The sequence below is a fragment of the Arthrobacter sp. TMN-50 genome, assembly GCF_054511125.1.
On the sequence record NZ_JBTNDG010000021.1, the window covers coordinates 1 to 22,918 of the forward strand.

At 56.8% G+C, this 22,918-nt stretch carries 18 protein-coding genes and 1 pseudogene; 12 read left to right on the forward strand and 7 right to left on the reverse strand.

The window, feature by feature from the left end; all coding sequences use genetic code 11:
* From ACX80A_RS14480 to ACX80A_RS14505, 6 genes and pseudogenes are all read left to right on the forward strand, one after another.
* Positions 1 to 217: pseudogene (locus ACX80A_RS14480) on the forward strand (IS110 family transposase); the annotation flags it as partial.
* Positions 218 to 426: 209 nt separating this feature from the next.
* Complete coding sequence (locus tag ACX80A_RS14485) at positions 427 to 738, forward strand: hypothetical protein (protein ID WP_459260465.1); 312 nt, start codon at positions 427 to 429, stop codon at positions 736 to 738.
* A gap of 45 nt (positions 739 to 783) precedes the next feature.
* Positions 784 to 1,305, forward strand: coding sequence for a hypothetical protein (locus ACX80A_RS14490; protein ID WP_459260466.1), 522 nt, complete (start codon positions 784 to 786; stop codon positions 1,303 to 1,305).
* An 815-nt stretch (positions 1,306 to 2,120) separates the two neighbouring features.
* Positions 2,121 to 3,233 (forward strand): tyrosine-type recombinase/integrase, encoded by a 1,113-nt coding sequence (locus ACX80A_RS14495; protein ID WP_459260467.1) that lies wholly within the window; start codon positions 2,121 to 2,123, stop codon positions 3,231 to 3,233.
* A gap of 17 nt (positions 3,234 to 3,250) precedes the next feature.
* Positions 3,251 to 3,589 carry a helix-turn-helix domain-containing protein gene (locus tag ACX80A_RS14500; RefSeq protein WP_459260482.1) on the forward strand — a complete coding sequence of 113 codons (339 nt, stop codon included), beginning with the start codon at positions 3,251 to 3,253 and terminating at the stop codon, positions 3,587 to 3,589.
* 1,513 nt (positions 3,590 to 5,102) lie between these two features.
* A complete protein-coding gene (locus tag ACX80A_RS14505; protein ID WP_459260468.1) occupies positions 5,103 to 6,026 on the forward strand; it encodes a hypothetical protein in 924 nt (307 codons plus the stop codon).
* 210 nt (positions 6,027 to 6,236) lie between these two features.
* Here ACX80A_RS14505 and ACX80A_RS14510 read toward each other — a convergent pair whose 3' ends face one another.
* Positions 6,237 to 7,625 carry a Shedu immune nuclease family protein gene (locus ACX80A_RS14510; RefSeq protein ID WP_459260469.1) on the reverse strand — a complete coding sequence of 463 codons (1,389 nt, stop codon included), beginning with the start codon at positions 7,623 to 7,625 and terminating at the stop codon, positions 6,237 to 6,239.
* Between the two features lie 397 nt (positions 7,626 to 8,022).
* Here ACX80A_RS14510 and ACX80A_RS14515 point away from each other — a divergent pair, with 397 nt between their 5' ends.
* Together ACX80A_RS14515 and ACX80A_RS14520 are read left to right on the forward strand one after the other, a co-directional pair.
* Entirely contained in the window at positions 8,023 to 8,235 is a 213-nt protein-coding gene (locus ACX80A_RS14515; protein ID WP_459260470.1) for a hypothetical protein, read from the forward strand.
* A 72-nt stretch (positions 8,236 to 8,307) separates the two neighbouring features.
* On the forward strand, positions 8,308 to 8,844 hold the full coding sequence (locus ACX80A_RS14520; protein ID WP_459260471.1) for an HAD domain-containing protein: 537 nt from the start codon (positions 8,308 to 8,310) through the stop codon (positions 8,842 to 8,844).
* Between the two features lie 516 nt (positions 8,845 to 9,360).
* Here the strand turns inward: ACX80A_RS14520 and ACX80A_RS14525 are convergent.
* The 3 genes from ACX80A_RS14525 to ACX80A_RS14535 all read right to left on the reverse strand — a co-directional run bounded on the left by ACX80A_RS14525 (position 9,361) and on the right by ACX80A_RS14535 (position 11,598).
* Complete coding sequence (locus ACX80A_RS14525; RefSeq protein ID WP_459260472.1) at positions 9,361 to 9,669, reverse strand: hypothetical protein; 309 nt, start codon at positions 9,667 to 9,669, stop codon at positions 9,361 to 9,363.
* Between the two features lie 141 nt (positions 9,670 to 9,810).
* On the reverse strand, positions 9,811 to 10,587 hold the full coding sequence (locus tag ACX80A_RS14530; RefSeq protein WP_459260473.1) for a metallophosphoesterase: 777 nt from the start codon (positions 10,585 to 10,587) through the stop codon (positions 9,811 to 9,813).
* Positions 10,588 to 11,241: 654 nt separating this feature from the next.
* Positions 11,242 to 11,598 carry a helix-turn-helix domain-containing protein gene (locus ACX80A_RS14535; protein WP_459260474.1) on the reverse strand — a complete coding sequence of 119 codons (357 nt, stop codon included), beginning with the start codon at positions 11,596 to 11,598 and terminating at the stop codon, positions 11,242 to 11,244.
* A gap of 74 nt (positions 11,599 to 11,672) precedes the next feature.
* Between ACX80A_RS14535 and ACX80A_RS14540 the strand changes: the two genes are divergently transcribed.
* Positions 11,673 to 11,864: a hypothetical protein gene (locus ACX80A_RS14540; RefSeq protein ID WP_459260475.1), complete on the forward strand. Its 192-nt coding sequence runs from the start codon at positions 11,673 to 11,675 to the stop codon at positions 11,862 to 11,864.
* 265 nt (positions 11,865 to 12,129) lie between these two features.
* Here the strand turns inward: ACX80A_RS14540 and ACX80A_RS14545 are convergent, their stop codons facing one another.
* Positions 12,130 to 12,255 carry a hypothetical protein gene (locus tag ACX80A_RS14545; protein WP_459260476.1) on the reverse strand — a complete coding sequence of 42 codons (126 nt, stop codon included), beginning with the start codon at positions 12,253 to 12,255 and terminating at the stop codon, positions 12,130 to 12,132.
* Between the two features lie 531 nt (positions 12,256 to 12,786).
* Here ACX80A_RS14545 and ACX80A_RS14550 point away from each other — a divergent pair.
* Positions 12,787 to 13,707 carry a hypothetical protein gene (locus ACX80A_RS14550; protein WP_459260477.1) on the forward strand — a complete coding sequence of 307 codons (921 nt, stop codon included), beginning with the start codon at positions 12,787 to 12,789 and terminating at the stop codon, positions 13,705 to 13,707.
* A 222-nt stretch (positions 13,708 to 13,929) separates the two neighbouring features.
* Here the strand turns inward: ACX80A_RS14550 and ACX80A_RS14555 are convergent, their stop codons facing one another.
* Together ACX80A_RS14555 and ACX80A_RS14560 are read right to left on the reverse strand one after the other, a co-directional pair.
* Positions 13,930 to 18,780, reverse strand: coding sequence for a DEAD/DEAH box helicase (locus ACX80A_RS14555; RefSeq protein WP_459260478.1), 4,851 nt, complete (start codon positions 18,778 to 18,780; stop codon positions 13,930 to 13,932).
* A 181-nt stretch (positions 18,781 to 18,961) separates the two neighbouring features.
* Positions 18,962 to 19,450 (reverse strand): hypothetical protein, encoded by a 489-nt coding sequence (locus ACX80A_RS14560; protein ID WP_459260479.1) that lies wholly within the window; start codon positions 19,448 to 19,450, stop codon positions 18,962 to 18,964.
* Positions 19,451 to 19,535: 85 nt separating this feature from the next.
* On the opposite strand from ACX80A_RS14560, the gene ACX80A_RS14565 reads away from it, so the two are divergent.
* Positions 19,536 to 20,579 (forward strand): DUF6226 family protein, encoded by a 1,044-nt coding sequence (locus ACX80A_RS14565; RefSeq protein WP_459260480.1) that lies wholly within the window; start codon positions 19,536 to 19,538, stop codon positions 20,577 to 20,579.
* 609 nt (positions 20,580 to 21,188) lie between these two features.
* Positions 21,189 to 22,646 carry a peptidase M16 family protein gene (locus ACX80A_RS14570; RefSeq protein ID WP_459260481.1) on the forward strand — a complete coding sequence of 486 codons (1,458 nt, stop codon included), beginning with the start codon at positions 21,189 to 21,191 and terminating at the stop codon, positions 22,644 to 22,646.
* Positions 22,647 to 22,918 lie beyond the last annotated feature (272 nt).

Below are 22,918 nucleotides of genomic sequence, written 5' to 3' on the forward strand. Positions count from 1 at the left end.
CTCCGGGAACAAACAACTCAAGAACGCGCTGTTCAGATCCGCCTGGATCGCCAGCTGCCATGACCCGCTATCGAAGGCCTACTACGAGAAGAAACGCGGCCAAGGCAAGAAGCACAACGCCGCCATCATCCGCCTCGCGCGCCGCCGCTGCGACGTCATCTACGCCATGCTCAAAAACAAGACACTCTACGAGACCAAAACCCCGAAAGCCGCTTGACCAGAAGCATAGGGACACCCCCCCACCGACGTCCTGATCGGAGGCCGCGGGGTAGGAGTAATCGATTGGCGTCTAAGCTTCTTTTTTGCTGTGGCGTACCCTCAGTACGTCGATACCAAATCGTTATATAACAATTCGGTGTTCTTGAACTTTTATGAATGTATTGTGACATAAATTACTTGCGCTTTTGAGTCGACCGGGGACTACTAGTGTTGCTTTTTGCTGATAAACGTTCGCGCGCTAAAACTGATTCTCATTCCTTTATTTTCACTCAATCCCACGTAAACAAATTCGGCAAAGGCACCATTGCCGCCTTGACCACTCTCGGTCCCTTAGCTGGTCTCGCCGGACCGGCGCAGGCTTTCGCACCGATAGTCATTCCTTCGACCTCGCCGAAGTCTCAGACAACGATCGGCCTGCTCGGCGCCCGACCGGGCCAGACCGCACTGCCAATTCCGATCAGCGACCGAATCAGCGGATCTTTGGATGTCGCGACCGGTAACCTCAATGTTTCCCTTTGAGCGATTTCGCTTCCAGGGGTTAGTGGATCGACCGGCATTTCCTTGGTGTACAACTCGCGCGCCGAGAACACGACGGTGACGAACATTCCCGCTCGCTGGTCCATCGCGGTAGGTTCAGCCGGCACACTATCCGAGGTCAGCAACGGTGTCCTCTACACCGGAGGAGACGGATACTCGGCCGTCTTCACTCCCGTAGCCGGATCGACGTCAGCTTTCACCCCGCCCGCCGGCGTGAAAGCCAATCTGGTCAAGACGTCGACCGGCCACACGCTGACATCCCGAACCACAAGCCAGGTCACCACCTTCGATGCTGACGGCCGGACCATTGGGATGGCTGACCGCAACGGCAACACCACCACCGTGGCACACAATTCCGTTGGCCCGACCAGGCTTACTTCCACGGCAGGACCGGTGGAAGCACGCACCGCAACACTTTCCTACGGATCGCTCGGGATCCTCGAATCGATTAAGAGGCAGAATGTTAGCAAAGCGATGGACCATACTTTGCAGTTCCACCATGCTATTGGCAGGAATTCTGCTGCTGATCAACGTTCTTGCCAGCGGTAGCGATCAGTGGCCTTTTGCTCTAGCTTTTGTTCTCCTCTGCGCAGGGCTACTAACCTATTTCCTGAAAATTCCTAGCAGAAAAAAAGTGATAAGCGGTTACCCTCCGGTTGATGTGCCTAATTTGGGCCCGCAACGTGCGGTCACGGAACGGGATCTTCCAACGACGAGCGCTAGGCCAGTCGCCTCACTTGATCGAAACTGGGGTGGAACATATGGCATTTAGAATCGAGGTTGGGAAGACAGCAGCAGACGATGCATGCTGATGGCAGTACGCAAGTAACGGCGAGCTAGTGGGGAGACCTTCGCTACAGTACAGAATGCTAAGCGTGCAATGTCGTCCTTTATTACGGGTGCTTCGTCCTCGCGATACGAGATATACGATGACGCTGGTGGCTCGCGCCGGTGGAGAGCGTGGAGCTCAAGTGACAAGGTGGCTGCCTCTAGTAAAAGTTTTTGACGGTCGACAGAACGCAGAACGCGCCGCCACCAATGTACAAAAAAGGTCGTCCTCGGCGGTTGGATTTTAGGGCGCATATCTAGCCAAGCGGAGACACATCGCGCCGAGTGAACGCGATCCAGGCCACTAACTAACAGCGGCTCTCACCTTACTTGACATAATGTAGATTATCGGCGCATAAATAGGACGAGTTGCGTTTGGTGCAAGTACTCGTCTTTTCTTAGTTATGGCGTTCTGACTGGTCAGAGGCAGCTTGGGCTTGATCTGGTGGTCAGCCAGACGCGGTGCACCAGTCCATAATCGCTTGTGACCAGCGAGATCTTGCATTAAATGCAAGATCTCGCTGTAAGATGATGACATGGACCAACGGCCATGGGCTATCCCATCTTTGCTTCGCGATCCGGACGTGTCGCTCCTGCGAGCTGAGGACCAGGTGTTTGACGCCATGATGCATGGCTGGCGGGCTCAGATGCTCGCTCGGGGACTGACTACTTCGTGGATTAATAGTTCCACGGGGATCGTTAGACGATTTCATGCCTTCACCAATGAGTACCCCTGGAACTGGCAGGTGCACGATGTCGATGACTATTTTGCGAGTTTGAGATCACGAGAGAAGCCTCTGGCGCTGGCGACGTTGCGAGCTTATAACAGCGTCATTCGTATTTTTTGCTCGTACCTGACGGAGGCCCAGTACGGTTGGGCTGGGTACTGCGAAGAGGCGTTTGGAGCAGTTCCAACTCAAATCTGCTTCGACTGGAATAGTCCTAAGCATACTGTCGATGATGCCGCAGCCGACGGTCGACGGCCATTTACAAGGATCGAACTTCAGCGATTTTTTGATGCAGCCGATGATCTTGTCGACCGCGAGTATGCGGCGGGGTCAAAAAGGTGGCTCCCTGCTCTCCGCGACTCAACCGCATTCAAGGTGTGTTATGCCTTCGGTCTTCGGAGACGGGAATTACAGATGATGGAGACAGTGGATTTCGGCCCAAATCCCCATGTGCCGGCCTACAAGGGCTTTGGATCAGCTCAGGTACGTTTCGCGAAAGGTACGAAAGGATCCGGCCCGCGTCAGCGTACGGTGTTGACCAGCCCCGAGTTCGACTGGGTGACAGAGTTGTTGGAATTTTGGCTCTCCCCCGAAGGACGCAGCAGGTTCCCGACCGCAGATCGCAGCTTAAGCCTCTGGCCTAGCGAAAGAGCGGGCCGGCTGACACTGCGGACCCTGGACCGCTCATTCCAAGCGATCCGAGAATTGGCGCAACTGCCGGAGAAACTAACCATGCACTCACTCCGCCACTCCTACGTCACGCACCAGATCGAAGCCGGATATGATCCAACCTTCATCCAGCATCAAGTGGGCCATTCCAACGCTTCTGTCACGGCGCTCTACACACACGTCTCCTCCGATTTTAAACACAAGACTGTGCTGCAGATGATTGCCCGCCGTTTGAATTCAGAGGAGCAATAATGGCGGATCAGCGGAGAATGGGCTATCGCTGGAACCTACGCAAGGTCATGGCAACGCGCAATCTTTGGAAAGCCGCTGACTTGCAGCCACTCCTTAGGTCCCGTGGCATCAACTTGTCCGACACACAGGTTTATCGTCTAATCACAGGGTCTCCTGAGCGCCTGCCCGCCAGAACTTTTGCAGCCCTCTGCGACATCCTCGAATGCACGCCAAATGATCTCTTTGAGCCCTACGTCGAGATCCGAACCGCCTCAACCGCCAACGCGCCACGGGACCAGCCGGTCCAGGCTCCACCGGGACAACCTATCGCACGACGAATCAGAGTGGCGCCTGACCCCTCAGCAGAAAGTGAGTAGGCCGTGAGTAGGCCTCGTCACGCGAGCGACCCTGAAGCATGGCCTGAACCCTGCGGGCGGTGCCACGGACATCACCAAATTGTTGCCTCTTGGCCGGATGCGAGGGTGTGCGGGTACTGCTATCAGGCCGCCAAGCGTCGAACGGGCACCTGTAGATGCGGTCATGAAGGCGTTCTACCCGGACTAGACCTTGGACAGCCACTTTGCCGATCCTGCAGCGGCATCGAGCTTAACGTCGATTGCCAGAACTGTGGAGCTGAAGCCGAACTCCATTCTCGCGGTCGGTGCTGGAGCTGTGTACTGGCAGTGACCGTCGATCGATTGCTGTCCAACCCAGCTACCGGCATCATGTCGCCAACCCTTCGGCCGGTGGCTGCCGCCTTAAAGTCAATGAAGCGAGCCAACAGTGGGTTGACCTGGCTAAATCAACAGCACGTAACTAGATTCCTCGCCGATCTCGCGGCCACTGAAGTGATTACTCATGAAAGCCTCGACGCCCTACCAGCTCATGTCACCCGCGACTATGTGCGGGGTCTCCTCGTCGAATATGGCGCACTCCCCCACAGAGACGAGCGGCTTGTTCGCTACCTAACCTGGTCCGAGCAAGCTATCGAACGAGTTGCGGATGCGACCAATCGAGACATAATTCGCCGTTTCATTCGATGGCATATCGTGCGCCGAATGAACGATATGGATCAGGTCAGTCAAGGTAGTTTTCTAAGGTCCAAACAGACCACAACTATAGCAATCGCCTTCCTAAATTGGATTGGTGAACGAGGTACAAGTCTCGAGCACGTCACCCAGTCAGACATCGATGCTTGGCAAGCAGAAGGACCCTCTACTCGCGAGTTTGCCGGTCGCTTTCTTAGTTGGGCTGTGAAATCCCGTCTCGCCCCTCTAGGCCTCTCGCTAACCCCTCATCGACGAGGAACGAGCCCAAGGCTTTCAGCGAAGGAACAGACTGCTGCCATCCAAACAATCACACGCACGGAACAACTCGACCCCCGAGACAGATTCGCCGCGATTCTTGTGCTCGTTTTTGGTCAGAGAGTTGAGGACGCTACGCGGCTCACTTGGGAAGACGCGGAGATTTCTGATAGTAAGGTACTCCTCAAGTTGGGAAGTACACCTATTCAACTACCGCCCCCGCTCGACGGAGCTTTACGAGATCTGTTTGCACAAGAAACTTCAACCGCGGCACATTCGACTCCTAAATGGATCTTTCCTGGGCAGCGTCCAGGACGGCACATCACTGCGGCAACACTCAGGTATCGATTGAAAAGGCTGTTTTCCACGAGAACAGCCCGTCTCGGTGCGCTTCACGAATTGTCTAAATCAACCCCTGTGCCAATACTGGCTGAAGTGCTCGGCTACTCCCCCGCCACCATTGAACTTCATGCGACCGCTTCAGCGAGCACATACGCGCGATACATCGGAGCGGTTATAGACGGGATGGCCTGACCACCAGTTGCTATACCGGAACAGATGGCATGTTCCGGTATACCCTCGGAGGATGACGCATATCAGCGCGATGACGATGCAAGCTCGTCGCCCATATCTTGTGCTTCTTGCCGTATGGAGAGCAACCGGAAAGAGCTTAAGTGCGGTGGCCACCCCTTCGAACATTGATCATCAACTTCAGGTACTCGGCGAAGACCATGTGACGGACGCCGACCTAATTGGGCTTTTTGAAAAAGGTTGGATATTTGACGTCGATTTCGAAATGACCGCTCAGATGAGAGCCACAGGCATCCCTGTAGCTCAAGAAGTGTCCGACGAGGTCGAGGATTTGATACTCAGATCCAGATGCCTGCGGGTATCTATTCTACGGTGGATATGGGAACAGACCGATGGCGCTGGCCGTGAAGAGGTGCGACTGGACCGATTTCTCGACCAAGGACTGACATATTTCGGAAGTCTTTACAATCAGCCTGAGGTGGAACGCGCCGCTGCCCATCTTGAGAACAAGGGTCTGATCGAGGGGCCTGGTCTTGGCAGGGTCAGAGGACCGATCAAAGCAAGACTCACGAACGCTGGTCTTGCGCAGGCTGAAGGCGATGTGGAAGGGACGCCATCAGTCTCCCAGATCGTGAATCACACCTACAACCACTCGAACGTGGCTCAGAGCAGCACTAACGTAGCGCAGTCGATGGATAACAGGACGAGCAACGCAGAGGGTGTAGAAGCCATCCTCCAGCTTGTGAGGCAGTGGCAACGGAGTTTGACCGCTGATGTTTACGCTGAGGGGCTCGAAGAAGCGATCGCTGATGTCGAGACAACCGTGCGAGGAGGTGCGCAGCCGGGCCCGACTAAGCAGGCACTAGAACGGCTGAAGAATGTCCTTCAAGATAGCGCCAGCGGCGCTGTGGGCCAGGCCGGCGGCGCAGGAATCATCTACGCCATATCAGGTCTGCTCCAGTCGGTCGGTTGGGCGTAGTCTCGGTCGCCGTACTCAACCGCACTCGGAAGGGATCTACGTTGCTTGTCCGTCCGAATGCCCAATGTACCCACACCCGTTCGGTGAGGTCTCCCTCTTCGATAGGCTCAAGCCACTTCCGCTATCCGACAGCGGCCCCGTCCTCGACGGGGCCTGTACGCAGCCCACACACGGCTGGATCAGGTCTTCACCCATCCCGGAGTGACGTGCCTACTCGACTGAATTCGCAAGTCCGTCCTCTTCACGAGCCTGTAGCATCTCCCGCAAATCGATCAACCGTTCCAAAATCTCATCAAAGGTGAGAACCACAACCCCGTGGAGGCCGCTACGGTAGCGAACGAATGAATCGCGCTGACCTTGATTCAGTGAATCGAGGGTTCCCGCCACCACCGCTCCCGTGACCGAATTGGTGTCGACTTCACCGACTCCAGGGGTACGCCGCAAAATGTCACGGATGTCAGCGTGAGCAGATTGGATCTGAGCCTGGAGCTGCGCGATGGCACCGGAAAGATCCTTGTGGGGGGCATAAACCTCCGCACTCGATGTCCCGCGGTACTTTTGCTTCGCGATAAGTGAAGCCACCGGTGTTTTGATCTCGACTAGTAGCGCACTACGCGTGACGGCGTTGATGAGCAAGAAGTCGACGATCTGTCCGCCAGCCCCATATGCGTCTGCAGATCGCACTCGGAGCTGCTCCCCGAAGTAGACCACTGGAGAAGCAAAAATTTGCTTCAGCGCAAACGTATTGTCCTTGAAGAACTTTTGCCAGGTGGCCTCAATTTTCGCGTTTTTGCCCGTTATGGCCCTTCGGAAGTTCTCGATTAGAACGTCTAGAGTCACCAGCTCCAAATCCTCACGCAGTTTGCCCATGGTTTGGGGTTGCTCTGTTGCGATTTGCTTGGCCTCTGATTGAAAGCGGGATGCAAGAGCATCCCTTTCATCGGCATCTAGCGGCGTATCATCGGAAATGGCCCGGGTCATCGCCTGTATCTGCCCGAGCCTGCCTAGCACCGGCTGCACTTTTTGGTCGCCAGTGATCTCCGCCAGCTCATTGTGTGCAAGGGCGCTCTTGATGCGTCCCACCACTGTCGCTCCACGACCTACATGCAGGTCTATCGAATGCTTGAAGGCGTTGAAACGATGAATTGAAATGTGAAATACGTTCCCGATCGCGCCCTCGTCATGTTGAGCTCCGAATCGAACCACGGAGCAGTCCGATTTGTCTTCCACTGCATGAATCAAGCCTCGGTACGGACGCTGTATACCCAACCCATACTCGAAAACTCGGCCGAACCCTTTCGGTAAGCCGTCAAGCTGAAGCTGCCCTCCATCGTTTTCGGAGATCGGACTCTCGGGACTCCACGAGAGAACGCTTGTATCGAACTGAATCTCGCGGATTTGGCTGTATTGTTCTCCGAAGCCGCTTTGGAGGCTCGCATGGGGAACAATGCTGAGGAGGTGACTCTGGGCATCAAACCGAACCAATTCATGCTGCTTGCCACCGTTGTTGTAGGACCAGGTGAAGGAGGTTACTGATCCATTCACCGAGATCTCTATGGAGTCGTGCAGTCCTTCAACCCTGATGGGCGCATTAGTCATTGGTTTCCAGCTTCCGGGACACTCGATGGATTGATCCTTTCTAAATTAGCCTGTAGCCCGCCACCCCCTCTTCTAGCGACATGCGTCCAGATGGCAGCTGCACCTGAGGTGCCGAGAGTTCACCGAACATCTCGAGTACTTGAAGCCCTCCGCGGTGATCTGATTTCATTCGTCCATCGCGACGGTTGTTATCTGGCCTGGCAGATAGGCGCACGGCCGACTTGGTGAGGTTGGAAACTGGGCCGTCCATCATTGGACTCGCGACTATGGAATCGGTGCGCCGGAAAGCAAATGTGTGGATGCGACCTCCCAACGCCATCCCCCTTTAGGTGTGCAAACTGGCCAGCCTTCGTTTAGTGTCCCGCCGATGAGCGGTAACTAGGTGCCCTGCGTACTATTGAGTGTGGCTATGGACCTGAGACTCCCCGAAAAGCTGGACTATGAGCTGTACCGTATTGCGGCCGCATCACATGTCTCGAAGCATGCGTTGCACCTTCAGGGCGCGCAGCTTGTCGTCGCCCGCTATGACCGGCAGCGTGAGATTGAAGAGGGCATGAGCTTCGTGGCCGCACATGATGCCACTCTTCTGACTCGCCTTGAAGATACGTGATCCCGCCAGCTTCAGCGCACCGCACCTACTTCACGGTGACCTTAATCACTGGATTGGCCCGGGCCTAGGTTGATGACCCACACCATGCTCCTGATCGACGTCGACGGCGTCGTGATTCCGTACCGTCATCGGACGGTGGCCCCGCCAGACGATGTGTCCATTTACCAGCTAGCTATCCCACCGCTGGAACACCAGGGCATTGCTATCCGCCCCGCGGTGATCGAGGCGGTGAACCGCTGGGCTGCTTCTGGCGCCGACGTCCAATGGCTATCCTCCTGGGGAGCGAAAACGAGGTGGTTGGATCAGCTCGGCCTGCCTAAGCTGCCGATCTTCTATGATCCCGATCCTGGCGAGGTCTACGCCTGGGGGCGCAGCCAGCGATCGTGGAAGAAGCCGGCCGTGGAGGATTTTCTTCGCGCACAGAGAGAGCCGGTACGTTTGGCCTGGATCGATGATGATGCTTTCCATTACAGGGCTGACCGTGTACACGGTGAGTTGGCCGAATCTCATCCTTGCTTGTCCGGTCTGCTGCTGGTGGAGCCGGACAGCGTCCTCGGGCTGACTGACGCTGAGATCCTTCGCGTCGATGAGTTCCTAGCTGACCGGTAGCGACTACCACTTAGCCCCGTAATGGCCCTCAGTGGCCGCGATGATCTGTCTGGCCTGGTCGAGATGATCAACTGGCCTGTCGCCGTCAAAGTAACCGCTTGGGCTGCAAAGCCACTGGACGAGTCCTTTTTCCGTGCGCTCATAGGTTCGCATGATAGCTACCAGTCGGGGGATTACGGTACGGACTCCTGAGTCTTTGGTGAATTAAAAGCCCGGGGAAAGGACACCATCTTGGCGCCTGATACCTATGAGTTTGCCAGCGTCTCTCTTGTCCATCGCCTTAGCGGTTAAACCAACTAACTGCGTCACCTCGGCGGCGGTTAGCATCCCGAACTCCGTCTCAATATCGCGCCACGCTTTATCGGTGGCGATGAGCCCCCGCACCATCTGAGGGCTCGGCGTCATGCCATCTCCGGCTGAATCTCGCGACATTCTTCACTCCTCCCACAGATTCCTGACACCACAAAAGCCATCGTTAGCCGGAGAACCGACCTTCCACCATCGCCTGGGCTGCTTCTAAGACACCCTAGAACGGAGTTCACGTATGGCGTCCACGGGCGAATCATCTCCGAGCCACGGATTTGACCCGGTGAACCACAGCCGGGCGACATGTTCTCCCTCAGCATCGACAATAATCCGCCAAACTCGGTGGGCTAAGCGGAGGCGCTGCTGAGCTTCCGGGCTGGGCTCCGGCCCGCCGGCCTTCTGCCACTCTTTACTCATCCCGTGGACAGTACTGCCGGCCAGGCCGCCAACCAGGGTGGATCCCAGCCCGGCGTTTAGTCGCCGCACGATTTCCCGGGTACTGCTTATCGTTGTGTTCATCAGCTCATCCTGTTCTTCGAGCATGACTGTGGGGTGTAGACGAAGGGCTCTTGGACGCTAGGCGCTTCATCCACTCGGGTGTTTCCTCACCCAGGTTTTTGTCTACACCGTAATGCCGGAGCATTTGAAAGCCGTCGTCATTCATCGCGTCGTTATCCTCAGTGGTTCGATTCGCAAAGGCGGGGGCCCCGGCCATACCAGAACACCGTTACCGTTGTTGGCCAGCTCGTTCGCCAAGACATCGACTCGGGTAACCGAACCGTCCTCATGCCGGAGTTCGTGTATCCGTCGCTGATGCCAATGACCAGCGAACAGGTGCGGAGGCCGCAATCTGCGCACCAACTCGTCGAGGAGGAGCCTGCTCCGCTCCGCCTCGGCGATGACGCTGGCTGGAAGAATCAAGTCACCCGCCATGGGGACGGATGCAGGCACGTCATGGGTGATCAAGATGTCCACGGGCCCACCGGCCACCAGTCGGTCGGCTTCCTGTTGGGTTGGTTCCTCATTGGCCCACCAGTCCTTCCCCTCGGTTCTGTACTTCTGATCGATGCTGTAAGCGCCGCCGAGACCCCCGAGGGTGAGGCCCTCAATGACTGTGCGGCCCCCACGGGGAAGAACCCTGATATTCGAGCGGAAGGCCGCCAGACCGTCGTCCTCTACCTTGAGCTTTGCCACAGTGTCATGGTTGTCATGGTTTCCGACCGACAAGACAAGAGTCATCTCGCGTTCGGCCAGGACTAGATTCAGCTTCCTCTCGTAGCGCCCACGGTTCCGACCTGGGAAATCCAGGCCGAAGTCACCGACGTGGATCAGAGTCTTGACGCCCGCATTCGCAGCCGCATCGATGCTTCCCAAGGCCCAGCCTTGATGCCCATGCCAATCCCCGTAAATAGCGATCGGGCGAGGATCTGTTGTCATTCTCCCAGCGTAGTTCCACGAAGTGACGAACCAACTATTGGATCCGAGGAGTATTTGACGGAAGCCTGAAACATAGAATGGGGGACATCGCCGCGAAGGGAACCACATGCAACCACCCTTGAATGGCTCAGAGGACGAAAGTTACACTGAAGCTGTAGAAATCGCCACGACAGTCCGCAAGCTCAGTGAAATACTGACAGCGCGAATTGTTGCTAGCCTCGCTGGAGTCACCGATCCTGCTTTGGTCCGGGAGTGGGAAGCGGGCAACTCTGCTCCCGAGAAAATCGTTCTATCAAGGCTGCGGTTTTGTTACGGCGTGCTCGCGCGAATTCAAACGGCGCGGGGTACAAGCGTCGCGCAAGCGTGGGCTCTAACCGCCAACCCACGTCTGTCAGACTCGACCCCGGTCAGAGCGATCCGAGAGGGTCGCTTCTCCGAGACGAAGGCTGCGGCACAGGCGCTACTTGAAGAAGCGTACGACGGCTGAAAGCCGCCACAGACGTCAGAGGTACGTAACCCCGACGACGACCAATCGGCTCGGAATAGATCCCGATCGGAATTGCGCTGAATCTTTGCTCGGCATTGGGCCTTTCAGCGAGGCTGGACCGCTGGGGTCGCGTTTTTATCTAACCTCGTCTAGATTGAACGCGCCGCTCAACTTGGATCCGGTTCTGCAGACAGTCTCGTTCTTGTGTTGCTTTTCAATCGCCCGCGGTGGTGGGGCGAAGCATTCGGAAGACCGGACGGTTCGGTGAAAAGATCAAGTATGTCGACCCCGAGGACGTCAGCCACATCCCAAAGTCGTTCGTATGCAAGTGTTCTGCGACCCCACTCAACGCTGACCACCATACTTCGGTGTAGCCCCGCTTCCAGGCCCAAAGCCTCTTGAGTGAGATCTTGCGCTATGCGAAGTTCCCGAATCCGGGCCCCAACTTGCTCACGCCGGTTCTGCCACGCTTGCAGCCGGGCCGGCGAGGTCTCTGAAGGTCGAATGGGCACATCCAATGGCACTATAGTGAATCACTGTTGTCTGTCGCACTAGTACGACATGAGAGCCAAATCACAATGTAAATAAAGGGAAAACCATGGCAATTGGCCTCATCCTCGATCTCAACCAGGCGGTGTCTGTTCAAGATTTGAAGCAATTTCTCAGCTACGTGCCGGAGGGCTTTGATTCAGAGTTGGACCTCCGTGTGGCCTCCACCGACCGCTTCCGTCGCGAAGGATTACCGGACTACCTACAGTTGAGAATCCCAGAATCCGCAACTCCGATCTGATGCCCGGTTCTGTTCTTCAATTGTCACTCCATGTCGCTGAAACTATTTCACCAGGCTTATCGTTTGATCCGATTGAGATAAGAAACGTTGGCTGGTCCTAGCGGAGAACTTCTTATGTCCACAGCGTGGGCCTGCCTTGAGTCTGCAAGATCGGACCTGACAATATCGATCAGCCGGTGCGCCTCCTCAAGGTCGCGCCTGAGTGAGACATTGTCAGCAGTAAGCTTCTCGTTTATCCGTCTGACCTCCATGTGAGCTTCGGGGTCTACCGCCGTTTCATTACATAATTGAGCTCCGAACAGGCGGCAAAAACGAAGTCATATTCGCCGAGGTGGTCCAGGACCATCCGCACGGCACGCTCACGCTGATCCTGGGGGTATCGCTTGGGCATAATCGCTATCCTTCACAAAAAAGGAAGCGGCATCAAACCCGGTACGGTTCATGGTGAAGGCGTATGGAGACAGCCACGCTTTCAAGCAGTACAAAAGAAACGTTCGAGGTATGGGCGTGTTTGCCGGTTCGCTAGGTAAATTCGAGGACGTCCCAGACGTACAAGCGAACCGGGAATGGTTCTGATTCGTCGGAGCTAGTAGATAGGGTTTGCCGACGTATTACTAACCGAACCAGATGCTCTGGGCTTGCTGGCACCCTTCTCCCCATCGGCCCCACTCATCAAAGGGCATCCAGTGCGTTGTTGAGGACTTGGGAGGTGAGCCACGTTGCTGAGAACCGCCACGATGTGAGCAGCTCGCCGGGTGCTGCGGTCATCGACCGTCGCGGGGCTCGACCGTACGTCTGGTCAAAGGATCCTTTGATGAGAGGGAACGCAACCGTGCCGTGACTCGCTCATCTTGTGTAGCGCGAGCCAAATGACCGGTGCGTTGACAGGTTGAAATACTGATCCCTGATGGACAATCGACACATGACTGAGGACGAACAAAGTGGGCGAAGTTCGCTACCAACATCGGATGAGGTAGTCACTGCCCTTCGGGATGCCGGCTGGCTACTAGAGCAGGACACAGCTGCAGCGGTGGAGAAGGCAGGATTCTACGTTGCGACAGGGAAGGCCTTCCCAGACCCGGATGATCCCTCCATCTCTCGAGAAATAGATGTTCATGGTTATAGGCAACTATTCCGCAGCGAAGAACTGACGTTTACCGTCAGTGTCCGGATTCTTGCCGAGTGCAAGCAGAGCAGCATGCCCTACGTCATAGTCGGGGGTCCAACTTCACCATACGATCTATCAAGGCCTCGGAAGGAGCAACAATTTCGCTTTCCCACTATTGAAACGGGCCGTACGCCACTTGGCGACGGGCGAACAAGGATACACACCACGCAGGCGCAGCAGTACCTAGGTCTGACCTTGCTACCAGGAAACCCTTGGGAAGCCGGTTTCCTAGGTAGCCAGTTGACACGGCTAGACCGGAAGAAAACGTGGCTTGCTGATAACCGAGGAATTTTTACTTCCCTTGTATACCCGCTGGCAAAGTCACTAACGTACTTTAGATCACAATCGAATAAGACCTCGTACGTAATGCACAAGCCAGGTCAAGAGTGGGCATCCATTGAATTTTATTACCCACTTGTTGTAACATCTGCTCCCATTTTTGCAGTGGACACCACCGAGCGCGAAGTGAAAGCTATGAAAGTTTCCTGGGCGACAATAACTCGTGAAATCAAGTCTACCAAAATTGATGGTCAGTTTAATATCGATGTTGTAACATCGAGTGCTCTTGAGCAGTATCTTGCTGAACGCGTGAATCTATTCGCCGACGGCGTAGCCGAACTCGCTAAGAAGGACCCACAACGGTTCGTTACCCATGAGGACCTCAACTACCAATAACAGGACCACCACGGTAGCTACTCCGCCGCTGTGATAGCACTGCCAACAGACGCAGCGGCGGGCGAGACACAACCGTAAAATGTGCACTCGGCGTCTCAGGTGTCCTGCCCCTCGCGGGGAAATTCTTCCGCCCAGTAACTACAAACCTTGCTACATTAAGGAACAGGCTTCATCTTTCGCGTTGAAGATACTACGCAGTCCAGCCAGTTCTTCCCGGCCAGATCATTCGATGATCTCTAAAACGGGCAAACTCGCGACGATCTTGTTAGTCTCTACCGACACGGTGATGATGCGCTTGATGAGGTCGACGATGTACCGGGGATCTCCAACTTCACGACAGTAGTCGTTGGGGTCATTGGTAATCTGTGAGTCTTTGTGCGTAGTGACCTGGTAGCGGTCGAGAATCCACTCTAGAGCCGACTTGCCGTTGACTTGGTAGTCGAACGCTTCTTCGGGAATGCCGGCCAGGGTGATTCGCGGGTTGTAGATAATACGTGAGCGATCTTTTCGAGCGCCGAAGGACAGCTTGGTCACCCGGTAGAACTCGTACAACGCGTCCTCGGTCGAATCGGCGGGGAGTGGCGACAATTCCTCGAGCGGGTACGGTTCCACCCTCTCGTAATTCAAATGCAGATCGGTCAGCCTGCGGCCGGCGTCGCTGAAGCCCCAAAAATCCTTGACCTTCGGGATCCGCGGCAGCATCTTCATGAGATCGGCCTTGTATGTCTCCTTGTATGTGGGGCTGTGCAGGAGCCCGTACACGTAGTAGAACACGTCCTCCTTGCCGATGCTGGCATCCTCGTAGAAGCCGCGGTACGCCGTAAGGGTTGCATCGGTGATGTTGTCCCGGCGGCGGTACTGGCCGACGAGAACCTCATTGGGGGTGGGGACAGCTAGCTCGCCTTCGGGAACGGGTTCATAGGTATATAGGCTGAAGATTTGTAGCGCTTGCGCTGTCTTATCAGGAATACACCCCACTATGAGTGCATTCGCCCCGGAACTTCCGGACCCAGGTCCAGGAAACGTGATGGCCAGGTTGGGATGGGCTGGCGTGGGAAATAGCTTTGGCAACTGGTACTGCCGCTCATTCATCATCCCCGAGAAGTAAACTGAATGCCTGCAGAATGGCCGATACATACCAGTCTGCACCGATTCACCATCGAATGCGTGCATCCGTCGCCGCTTTAAATCAGCTTTAAGCCCACCGCCCCACGCAATTTTGGTCGGGTCATTACTTGCATCATCTGCTTCAATTTGAGTGTTGTAAAAATCGATCATTCGGCGCATATTTGCTTTTACCCCTGCGGAACTGAAGTTGTAGCACCACGCGTCGCGGTTAGTCTTCAGGCCTGACGAGTAGTTTTCAAAAATGCCCGAAGTGGTTGTCTTGCCCTTGGTGTTCTTATCCCCGATAGATTGGAACTCGTCATAGCGTTCGTCGCGGTGATTCACCCAGTCGCCGTGCTCGTTAGGTTCAAGCACCTCCCATTCCGTGCCTTCAATCGACTCTTCACCGGCGAGAATGTCGAGTTTCTGCTCACGAGTGAGATAGTCCCCGATGTCCCTGTACCTCAAATCAGCCAGACCGACGTGTCCTGAATTCTTAATCAGAATTGCGATCGCCACCTGAGTTCGAGAGCCCTCCTTAAAGACATTGCCTGACTCCTTTCGGCGTTGCTCCCCGGATGTCCGTGCGTTGCCACGGAGGTTATAAATAAACATCCGGCTGAACTCGTTTGCGAAGGTCTTACGGATGCCATCGGCAGTGTTGCCGTCGATGAAGCTGCCGTTGGAAACAAAGGCGATGACGCCATCACCTTTGATGCGGTTGGAGGCCCACCGGATGCCGCGGATGTAGGAGTCGTACAGGTTGTTCTTGTTGGTGGCCGTGGACCGGCTCGCATAGGTAGCGGCAATAGAAGCGTCCAACGCCGGGTACTTCTGGTTCTGGTTGTCGTCATTCGCGCTGGCCTGGCCCGCTGAATACGGCGGATTCATGACGATGACGCGGAGGTCCTGGTTTTTTTGCCGCCGCACGCGCTCTGAGTTCTCCGGGAAGAATCCCCCTGACTCGAAGGCACCGTCGGACTCATTGAGCTGGAACGTGTCCGTGAGGGCAATCCCGTCAAATGGTACATACCCGTGGGCGAGTTGATGACGGGCGGATTCTTCGGCGAAGACAGTCTCGATGTTGATGGCCGCGATGTAGTAGCTGAGCAGCACGATCTCGTTGGCGAAGAGTTCCTGCGTGTACTTCCGGTGCAGGTCGCCAGGCTTGATGAGGCCCGACTGCAGAAGCCGGGTGACGAACGTGCCGGTGCCAACGAAGGGTTCGAGGATGGACACGCCCTCGTCGGAGAGGGACTTTCCGAATTCCAGGCGAAGAGCGGCGTCGGCGGAGCGCAGGATGTAGTCAACCACGGGCACGGGGGTGAAGACGATCCCGAGTCGGTCCGCGACGCGAGGGAACGCTGCGCGGAAGAAGTTGTCGTACAGCTCCAAAATGATCTTCTGCTTGGCTGCGGCGTTGTCGATGGACTTCACCCTGGCGCGCACCGAGGCGTAGAACTTCTCGAGGCCCTCGCGCTCCTTTTCGAACGCTGAGTTGGCGTCGAGCTGGTCCAGGATGGTCTGCATCGCCAGGGACACCGGGTTGTGCTCGGTGAAGTTCGAGTCCGTGAACATGGCGTCGAACACGGGTTTGGTGACGAGGTGCTGGGCGAGCATCTCCACGGCCTGGGCCCGGTCGATCTCCGGGTTCAGGTTCTCCCGCAGGCCGTTCACGAACGCGTCGAACGCCGCATGGTGGTCGCCGTCGGCCTGGTCCAGCAGCGCGTTGATGAGCGCGATGTGTTTGGTCGCGATGTCCGCAATGTCCTTAGACCAGTCTTCCCAGTACATCCGGTTACCGCACTTATCCACGATCTTCGCGTAGACGGCGTCCTTCCACTCCTCAACAGGGAACTGCAGTTCGGCCTGCTCAAAGGTTGGCTTGGCGTCGTCACTGTCATCGTCGCCTGTACCGGTGCTGTCTCCGCTGCCGGAATTCCCGCCGACATTGGTCTTGGGCTTCTTATTCGGTGCGAGATCGACGGTGTCTACGAGGATGGATTCGGGGGCCTTGGCATTCAGCTCGATCTGGTTGATAGCGGCGTCCATCCGCTCATCGTGGGCACGCAGAGCCTGCAGGACCTGCCAAACGACCTTGTACCGGCCGTTATCCCGCAGGGCTTCGGAGGTAGACATGCCGTCGGGAATGGCGATCGGCAGCACAATGTACCCGAACTGCTTGCCCTCCGCGATGCGCATCACCCGACCGACGGCCTGGATGACGTCGACCATCGAGTTTCGGGGATTGAGGAACAGAACGGCGTCCAGGGACGGGACGTCGACACCTTCGGTGAGGCAACGGGCGTTGGTAAGGATTCGGCACTTCGGGTGCTCGGTGTCGACGTCTTCCTTGAGCCAGTCCAGGCGCTCGGCACGGGTGATGGCGTTGAATCCCCCGTCGACGTGTTTCACTTCGACGCTGAGGTCGTCGGTGACATCGTCGTTGTCGAGATTGGTCAGATGCACCCGGACGAGGTCCTCGAACTCGGACTCAACGAGCTTGGAGGACTTGATGTCGCGATTGAAGGCGACCGCCCGGCGCATAGGGGCCGTGTCGTTGCCGAAGGACGCCTCATGCAGCCCGGATCGGCGTTTGGCCAGCCCGTTCCAGCAACCAATGAGTTTCGCCACGTCGTCGATCTGCAACTCCATATTGGAATCAGCCAACTGGTCCTGGAAACTCGCCACCACCTGAGATTGCTCCACACCTAGGACGAGGACCTTGTAATCGGTCAGAAGCTTCTTCGTGACGGCCTCGCCGAACCCGATGCGGTAGAACACCGGCCCATACATGGACTCATCGTCCATGGAGCACAAGATCGCGTCGCGCTCGATCGCCTTGTTCTTCGTGTCGTCATTGAACAGGCGCGGCGTTGCCGTCATGTACAGGCGCTTCGCGCCGGCCACGACGTCGTTGCGGTGAACCTTCACAAAGTGGGATTCCTCGGCGGCGGCCAAAGTCGCGCCGGTCGTGCGGTGCGCTTCATCGCAGATGATGAGGTCAAAATCCGCCAGGCCGGCCTTCTGCGCCTGGGCTACCGCGTCGATAGACTGGTAAGTGGAGAACACCACCGTCATGCCCTCATCCAACTCGCGGGACCCCATTGCCTCGAGCAGCGTAGTACCGTCCGTGGTGGCAGGGATTTGCAGGTCATGCAGGGCGACATCAGTGAAATCCGAGTTCTTCTGCCGGCCCACCTTCGTATCCGAACAGACAGCGTAGGCGTGCATGACCTGGGTCGTCTCATCCGACCATTCCTTCAGCGACTGCGACATCAGGGCCAGGGATGGAACAAGGAACAAGATCCGGGCGTGGCCCTCCTGCTCAGCGAAACGTTCAGCGATCTTCAACGCGGTGAAGGTCTTGCCGGTACCGCACGCCATGATGAGCTTGCCGCGGTGATCGGTCTCAAAACCCTTCATCGCGGCGTTGACCGCCTCATGCTGATGGGTTCGCAGCTGCTTCTTCTCGTGCAGGCGAGGCGCAGTCGCTGGGTTCGTCAGCTCGTACGTCGCCCAGTCGATGTTGGAGTTCCGGAAATCTGTTAGGCCAATGCGCTGCACCGGGATGTGCTGGTCCTTCAGCATCTCCTCCGCGTTGGGTGACCATTCGCGGCCTGTCGTGTCGACGATGAGCCGGTGCGTGAAAGGTGGCTTACCGGAGGCAGCGAGGAATGAGTCGATGTCCGGTTTGTGGATGTGATGGCCCTCGGCGTAGAACTTGCACTGGATGGCAGTGAACCCGCCGTCCTGGCGCTCCGCCACCAGATCTATGCCGTTGTCCCTCATACCGGCCCGGTCCGGCCAGTCCCGCCACAGCCACACGTTGCGGTACTGCGGCGCCTGGACACCGTCCTTCTCGAGGTACCGACCAACGAGCTGCTCGAAGTAGTTACCTTTCATCCGCTCCGAATCAGCAAGCTCACGGTACGAATCAAGCAGTACATCGAACGTCGTTGTCACAGAGACCCCCCAGAAGAAAACAGCACAGAAACGGTTTAAAGCCGTAGCTCCGATCATAAGGTCTGACGAAGGACCAGCCTGATCAGCGCGATGTTCGGGCCAAGCCGAAAGGACTGCTGATGGGTTGCTTGACGCTTACCCTTGGTTCCGCGGAACGCCGATAACGGTCTAATACGTCATCTCAAGAGTCTTCCGGGCCTTGTTCATTGCGGTGCGTGTTTGGGCCTTCGAGCACTCGGCCGGAGAGCGGAGCGTGATGCTCCATGCCGCCCGGCCCCGGCTCCTGAAGCTTCAGCTCTTCATCGATGATGCTGGTAAAGGCCGCCGCGGCGTCGGGATTGGTTGGTGGCATCTCGCTACTAACCATTTTCGGTCCGGCTGCTCCATCTTGCGACACGACAAAACCATCGCCTAACTCGGCGGCGAGCCTCGCAGCTAACTCTTCAGACAGAGCCGTGGCACGTTCCGACTTCTCCATCAGGAGACCGTCCCCTCCGTAGGAGCTGCTGTCCCAGGCCGACAGATCTGTAACGAGCTCCTTCGTCAAACCTGAGTCGGCATAATCGACAGGTCCGCCGGCAAACCAGATGGGAGATTCTGCGTAGCCGGAGAACAATCGAACGACCGGGCGACCAGCGTATCGAGCCATCTCTGCTTCGTCTTTTTTCAAATTGCCGATCTTCCTGTCGAGTCTCCGTGCAAAATATTAACGCCTAACCGCGCTCGGCTATAGGAGCCGGGTCTAGTATCTCTTCATGGAACCTTACCGACGGAGAAACATCGCCATTCCGGCGTTTTACTCTCCGGACGGATCTGTCATCAACTACGGCAACCGCTGGGAGTTCGGTCAGGGCCCCCCGGAAGACAGCTATAGCCGCATCACGCATCCCGAACGCTTCGAACAGCTGCAGGAACTGGCTAAAGACCTGATTCAGTACCTTGTGTCCCACTTCGATGCTAGGGAAGAAACGCCGGATGACAGCGAGTTCCCCCTTGTTGACTTCTCGATTGACGGGTCTCTGGTCAAGGTCATTCCAGCGGACCCCGCGTGTTCACCGATCACGTTCGAGCTCACCGGCGAGGGCGTCCGCTTGCACTATGGAACACTGATGGGAAGCCATCATCCCCCGTGCAACTGCGATGCCTGCGACGAGACGCTTGAAAGTGCCGCAGCGGACATGGAGTGGACTGTATTCGCCGTCGTCAATGGTGGCCTACGCGAAGCAGTCGACCTGAGCGACCCGCTACCGGTCTGGCATGAACTCCGAGGCGAGGACGGCTCACGCTCGGGGTACTCACCCTTGGACGACCTATCTGATCATTGGAAGGATCTCGCCCGAACCATGCACAACGAGCCCGCCGCCCGACACTGGACACAATGGCCACACCGGCCAGAACCGCACAACAAAGGAACGGTCAAAGAAAATGGATCGACAACGACAGCGGAAGCCCACCTGCTGCTGGACTCCATCGCAGCACTGTTCGATCACCAAAAGACCTGGTGGATTCCCGGCTGCGAATGGATTGGCGGTCGGGTCCTAGACGATGACTCTGTCGTGATCCTTTATCGAGAATCGGCGTCAGGACCCATCCTCGGGCGCCGATACATACTCCCAGAATACAAAACACTGTTCGATGACGACCTGCCGATCAGAGACCTTGCGCAAATCATCGTGACAGACGAAATCGGCGATCCCACCGGTCATGGAGAAGTTCTTCCCGTGAACTGGGCCGACGGCCTCATGCCCGCCGGGGAACATGTCGAATGGACCGGACTCGATGCCCGCCAGTGGCGATAACGAAGTCGGCTCTCGGGCGTGCCCAGAAACTTCTCAATCGGGGTTACCATTCTTCAAACGGCAACCGGTGCCCGTTCAGGGGGAATTGCAATGACTAATCCACTTGTCCCAGACGCATGGGAGATCTTCTCTCTGATCCTGGGTCTCGCTGTAATCTTCTTGACCCTGTGGGCGATCATATCCATCGCCCACAGCCGCCACATCTCTTTGACGTTGCAGCTTCTCTGGGTAGCACTAGTTGTTTCCGCTCCGCTATTTGGGTCCGTGATCTGGTTCATCTATCGCTCGACAAGACCCGCCAATGTTGCCTTCGACTCGAGGACGACACCCACTTTTAGCAGGTCAAAGCCCGCACCTCTGGCCTAACGCAGCCCTGCTTTCCGCCACTGCGGGACATCGGCCTACCCTCACTCGGTGGATGTAGGCCTTGGGCTTATTTAACCGCCAGTTTGGTGCCAAAGAACTTCAGTCAGGAGTCGGAGCCGTTGACGGACTTCAACGAGATGTTCCTATAGACAAGCTCTCGAAGAATCGGCTTCATCAAGCCAGTGGATTGCGTCCAGCGTCGTGTCGCCTTCAGGAGTCATTGTGGCGCTCTAAGATCAACGCATGACACTCAATAGGGCTGAAGTCGACGGCGTACCGGTTTTTTGGGTCGAAGGTCCCCCTCCGCTGAGTGCCGAACTCGTTTTTCGTGTTGGTGTTCGAGATGAATCCCTGGTGACATCGGGCATCACCCATCTTGCCGAACACGTTGTGATGAGCGGCGTACCGTCTCCCCGGTACGACCATAATGCGACGGTTGAGCTGAGCTTCACGTCGTTTGAAGCCACCGGCCGTCCCGAGCAGGTGGTGGCATTTATCAAAGATGTCTGCTCGAGCATCTGTACCCCGAACCTCAGCTCTTTGGACGTTGAGAAGAAGGTCCTGGCTGCAGAGGCCTCCTCCGTCGTAGGACCAGCAGTCGCAGAACATCTCCTTCGCCGGTACGGTCTTGCCTCCTTCGGGCTTGCAGGGGTCGATCAGCCGGCTCTCGGCGGCATTGAGGGTGCCGCCGTCGAAAAGGTCATTAGCAGCTTCTTCACGAGGGGTAATGCGGCACTGGCGCTAACGGGCCCTCCTCCCCTGGGCCTATCACTCGATCTGCCTCCAGGCGAAGCACGACATCCCTCCGCTGCCCGTCCGGTCAAGACCCTCCCAATGCCTCTCTGGTTCGAGTTGGGCGGGCCTCCCCTAGCACTGTCTTTCGAGTACAAGTCCGGGTCCGAGCTGGCGAGGACCAGCGCCTCCGCGATCGCGCAAATCGTCTGCCAGCGAGCCTTGGCTATTTTGAGGAAACAGCGCGGATTGATCTATGACATCGAGTTTGACCTCTTCGAGTGTGGTGATGGGAGGGGCGTTGTGTGCTTCACCGCGGATCCTCGGAAAGAGGATGCCGAATTGGTGTGCAGCGAGCTTCGACGGGTGCTCCAAGACCTCGCGTCGCATGGGCCTGAGGAGGTGGAGTTGCAGCAGCTGACCGACGACATCACAGACTTCGTAGCCGATCCTCGCTCAGCACTTGTCGCTGCTGCTGATGCCGCCCGACGTCATCTAGTAGGTGAGCAGATCATCAGCCCAGAACAAATGATTACCGAGACCGCCGCAGTCACCCAACAGATGGCCAAAGATGCTCTGTTGCTGCTCGATTCAACGCTCATTGTGGGTATGCCCGAGGGAACAAACAATTCTGATCCCACCCTGAGTAAGTTCGGTAGCGAGGACCACCAACCGGTATCCGGGCGGATCTTCAAGCGCAGTCTCCGGGGTTCCTTCCAGGGAGTCCCGTCGAAAGCTCGCCTTGTGGTCGGCGATGATGGCGTCAGTCTCGTAGACCAAGTGGTGACCACTGTTCGGTGGGAAGACGTTCGCGGACTCGAATACACGCCGTACGGAATCGCGCTGCATAGTGTCGACGCCGCGTCTGTGGAGCTTCAGCAGTCGTGGTTCGCGAAGGGGCATGAGGCGTTTGCGCTCATCGAAAGCCGGGTCGATTCTTCGCTGAGCTACCGGACGGAGATCAGCTAGCCAAGCACGAACTCATCACAACAGGTGAATCAGTCGCCCGTTCAGGTGAGGCTTTGCCTTCCGTTCTCAGCTGCCTTGATCGGGGCGTCCCTGGTGATGCGATGTAGCGGAACGCTCAGGACGGGCGGTTGTCCCCTGGCGCTATATCTTTACGGGCACGCTAGCCCAGGGTTTTCTTGGTCTATGCGTTGACGGGGCGTGTTAATCGATGAAAGGTGCCCCTGACGTGGGAAAATGTTGTTACCACACACCATTTTGACCACACCAAAAGG

What these genes read in the sequence shown, in the direction of transcription:
- ACX80A_RS14550 (WP_459260477.1), top strand. Translation starts at nt 12,787, where the DNA reads ATGACTGAGGACGAACAAAGTGGGCGAAGTTCGCTACCAACATCGGAT.
- ACX80A_RS14505 (WP_459260468.1), top strand. Translation starts at nt 5,103, where the DNA reads ATGACGCATATCAGCGCGATGACGATGCAAGCTCGTCGCCCATATCTT.
- ACX80A_RS14540 (WP_459260475.1), top strand. Translation starts at nt 11,673, where the DNA reads ATGGCAATTGGCCTCATCCTCGATCTCAACCAGGCGGTGTCTGTTCAA.
- ACX80A_RS14565 (WP_459260480.1), top strand. Translation starts at nt 19,536, where the DNA reads ATGGAACCTTACCGACGGAGAAACATCGCCATTCCGGCGTTTTACTCT.
- ACX80A_RS14495 (WP_459260467.1), top strand. Translation starts at nt 2,121, where the DNA reads ATGGACCAACGGCCATGGGCTATCCCATCTTTGCTTCGCGATCCGGAC.
- ACX80A_RS14545 (WP_459260476.1), bottom strand. Translation starts at nt 12,255, where the DNA reads ATGCCCAAGCGATACCCCCAGGATCAGCGTGAGCGTGCCGTGCGGATG.
- ACX80A_RS14520 (WP_459260471.1), top strand. Translation starts at nt 8,308, where the DNA reads ATGACCCACACCATGCTCCTGATCGACGTCGACGGCGTCGTGATTCCG.
- ACX80A_RS14525 (WP_459260472.1), bottom strand. Translation starts at nt 9,669, where the DNA reads ATGAACACAACGATAAGCAGTACCCGGGAAATCGTGCGGCGACTAAAC.
- ACX80A_RS14500 (WP_459260482.1), top strand. Translation starts at nt 3,251, where the DNA reads ATGGGCTATCGCTGGAACCTACGCAAGGTCATGGCAACGCGCAATCTT.
- ACX80A_RS14530 (WP_459260473.1), bottom strand. Translation starts at nt 10,587, where the DNA reads ATGACAACAGATCCTCGCCCGATCGCTATTTACGGGGATTGGCATGGG.
- ACX80A_RS14570 (WP_459260481.1), top strand. Translation starts at nt 21,189, where the DNA reads ATGACACTCAATAGGGCTGAAGTCGACGGCGTACCGGTTTTTTGGGTC.
- ACX80A_RS14510 (WP_459260469.1), bottom strand. Translation starts at nt 7,625, where the DNA reads ATGACTAATGCGCCCATCAGGGTTGAAGGACTGCACGACTCCATAGAG.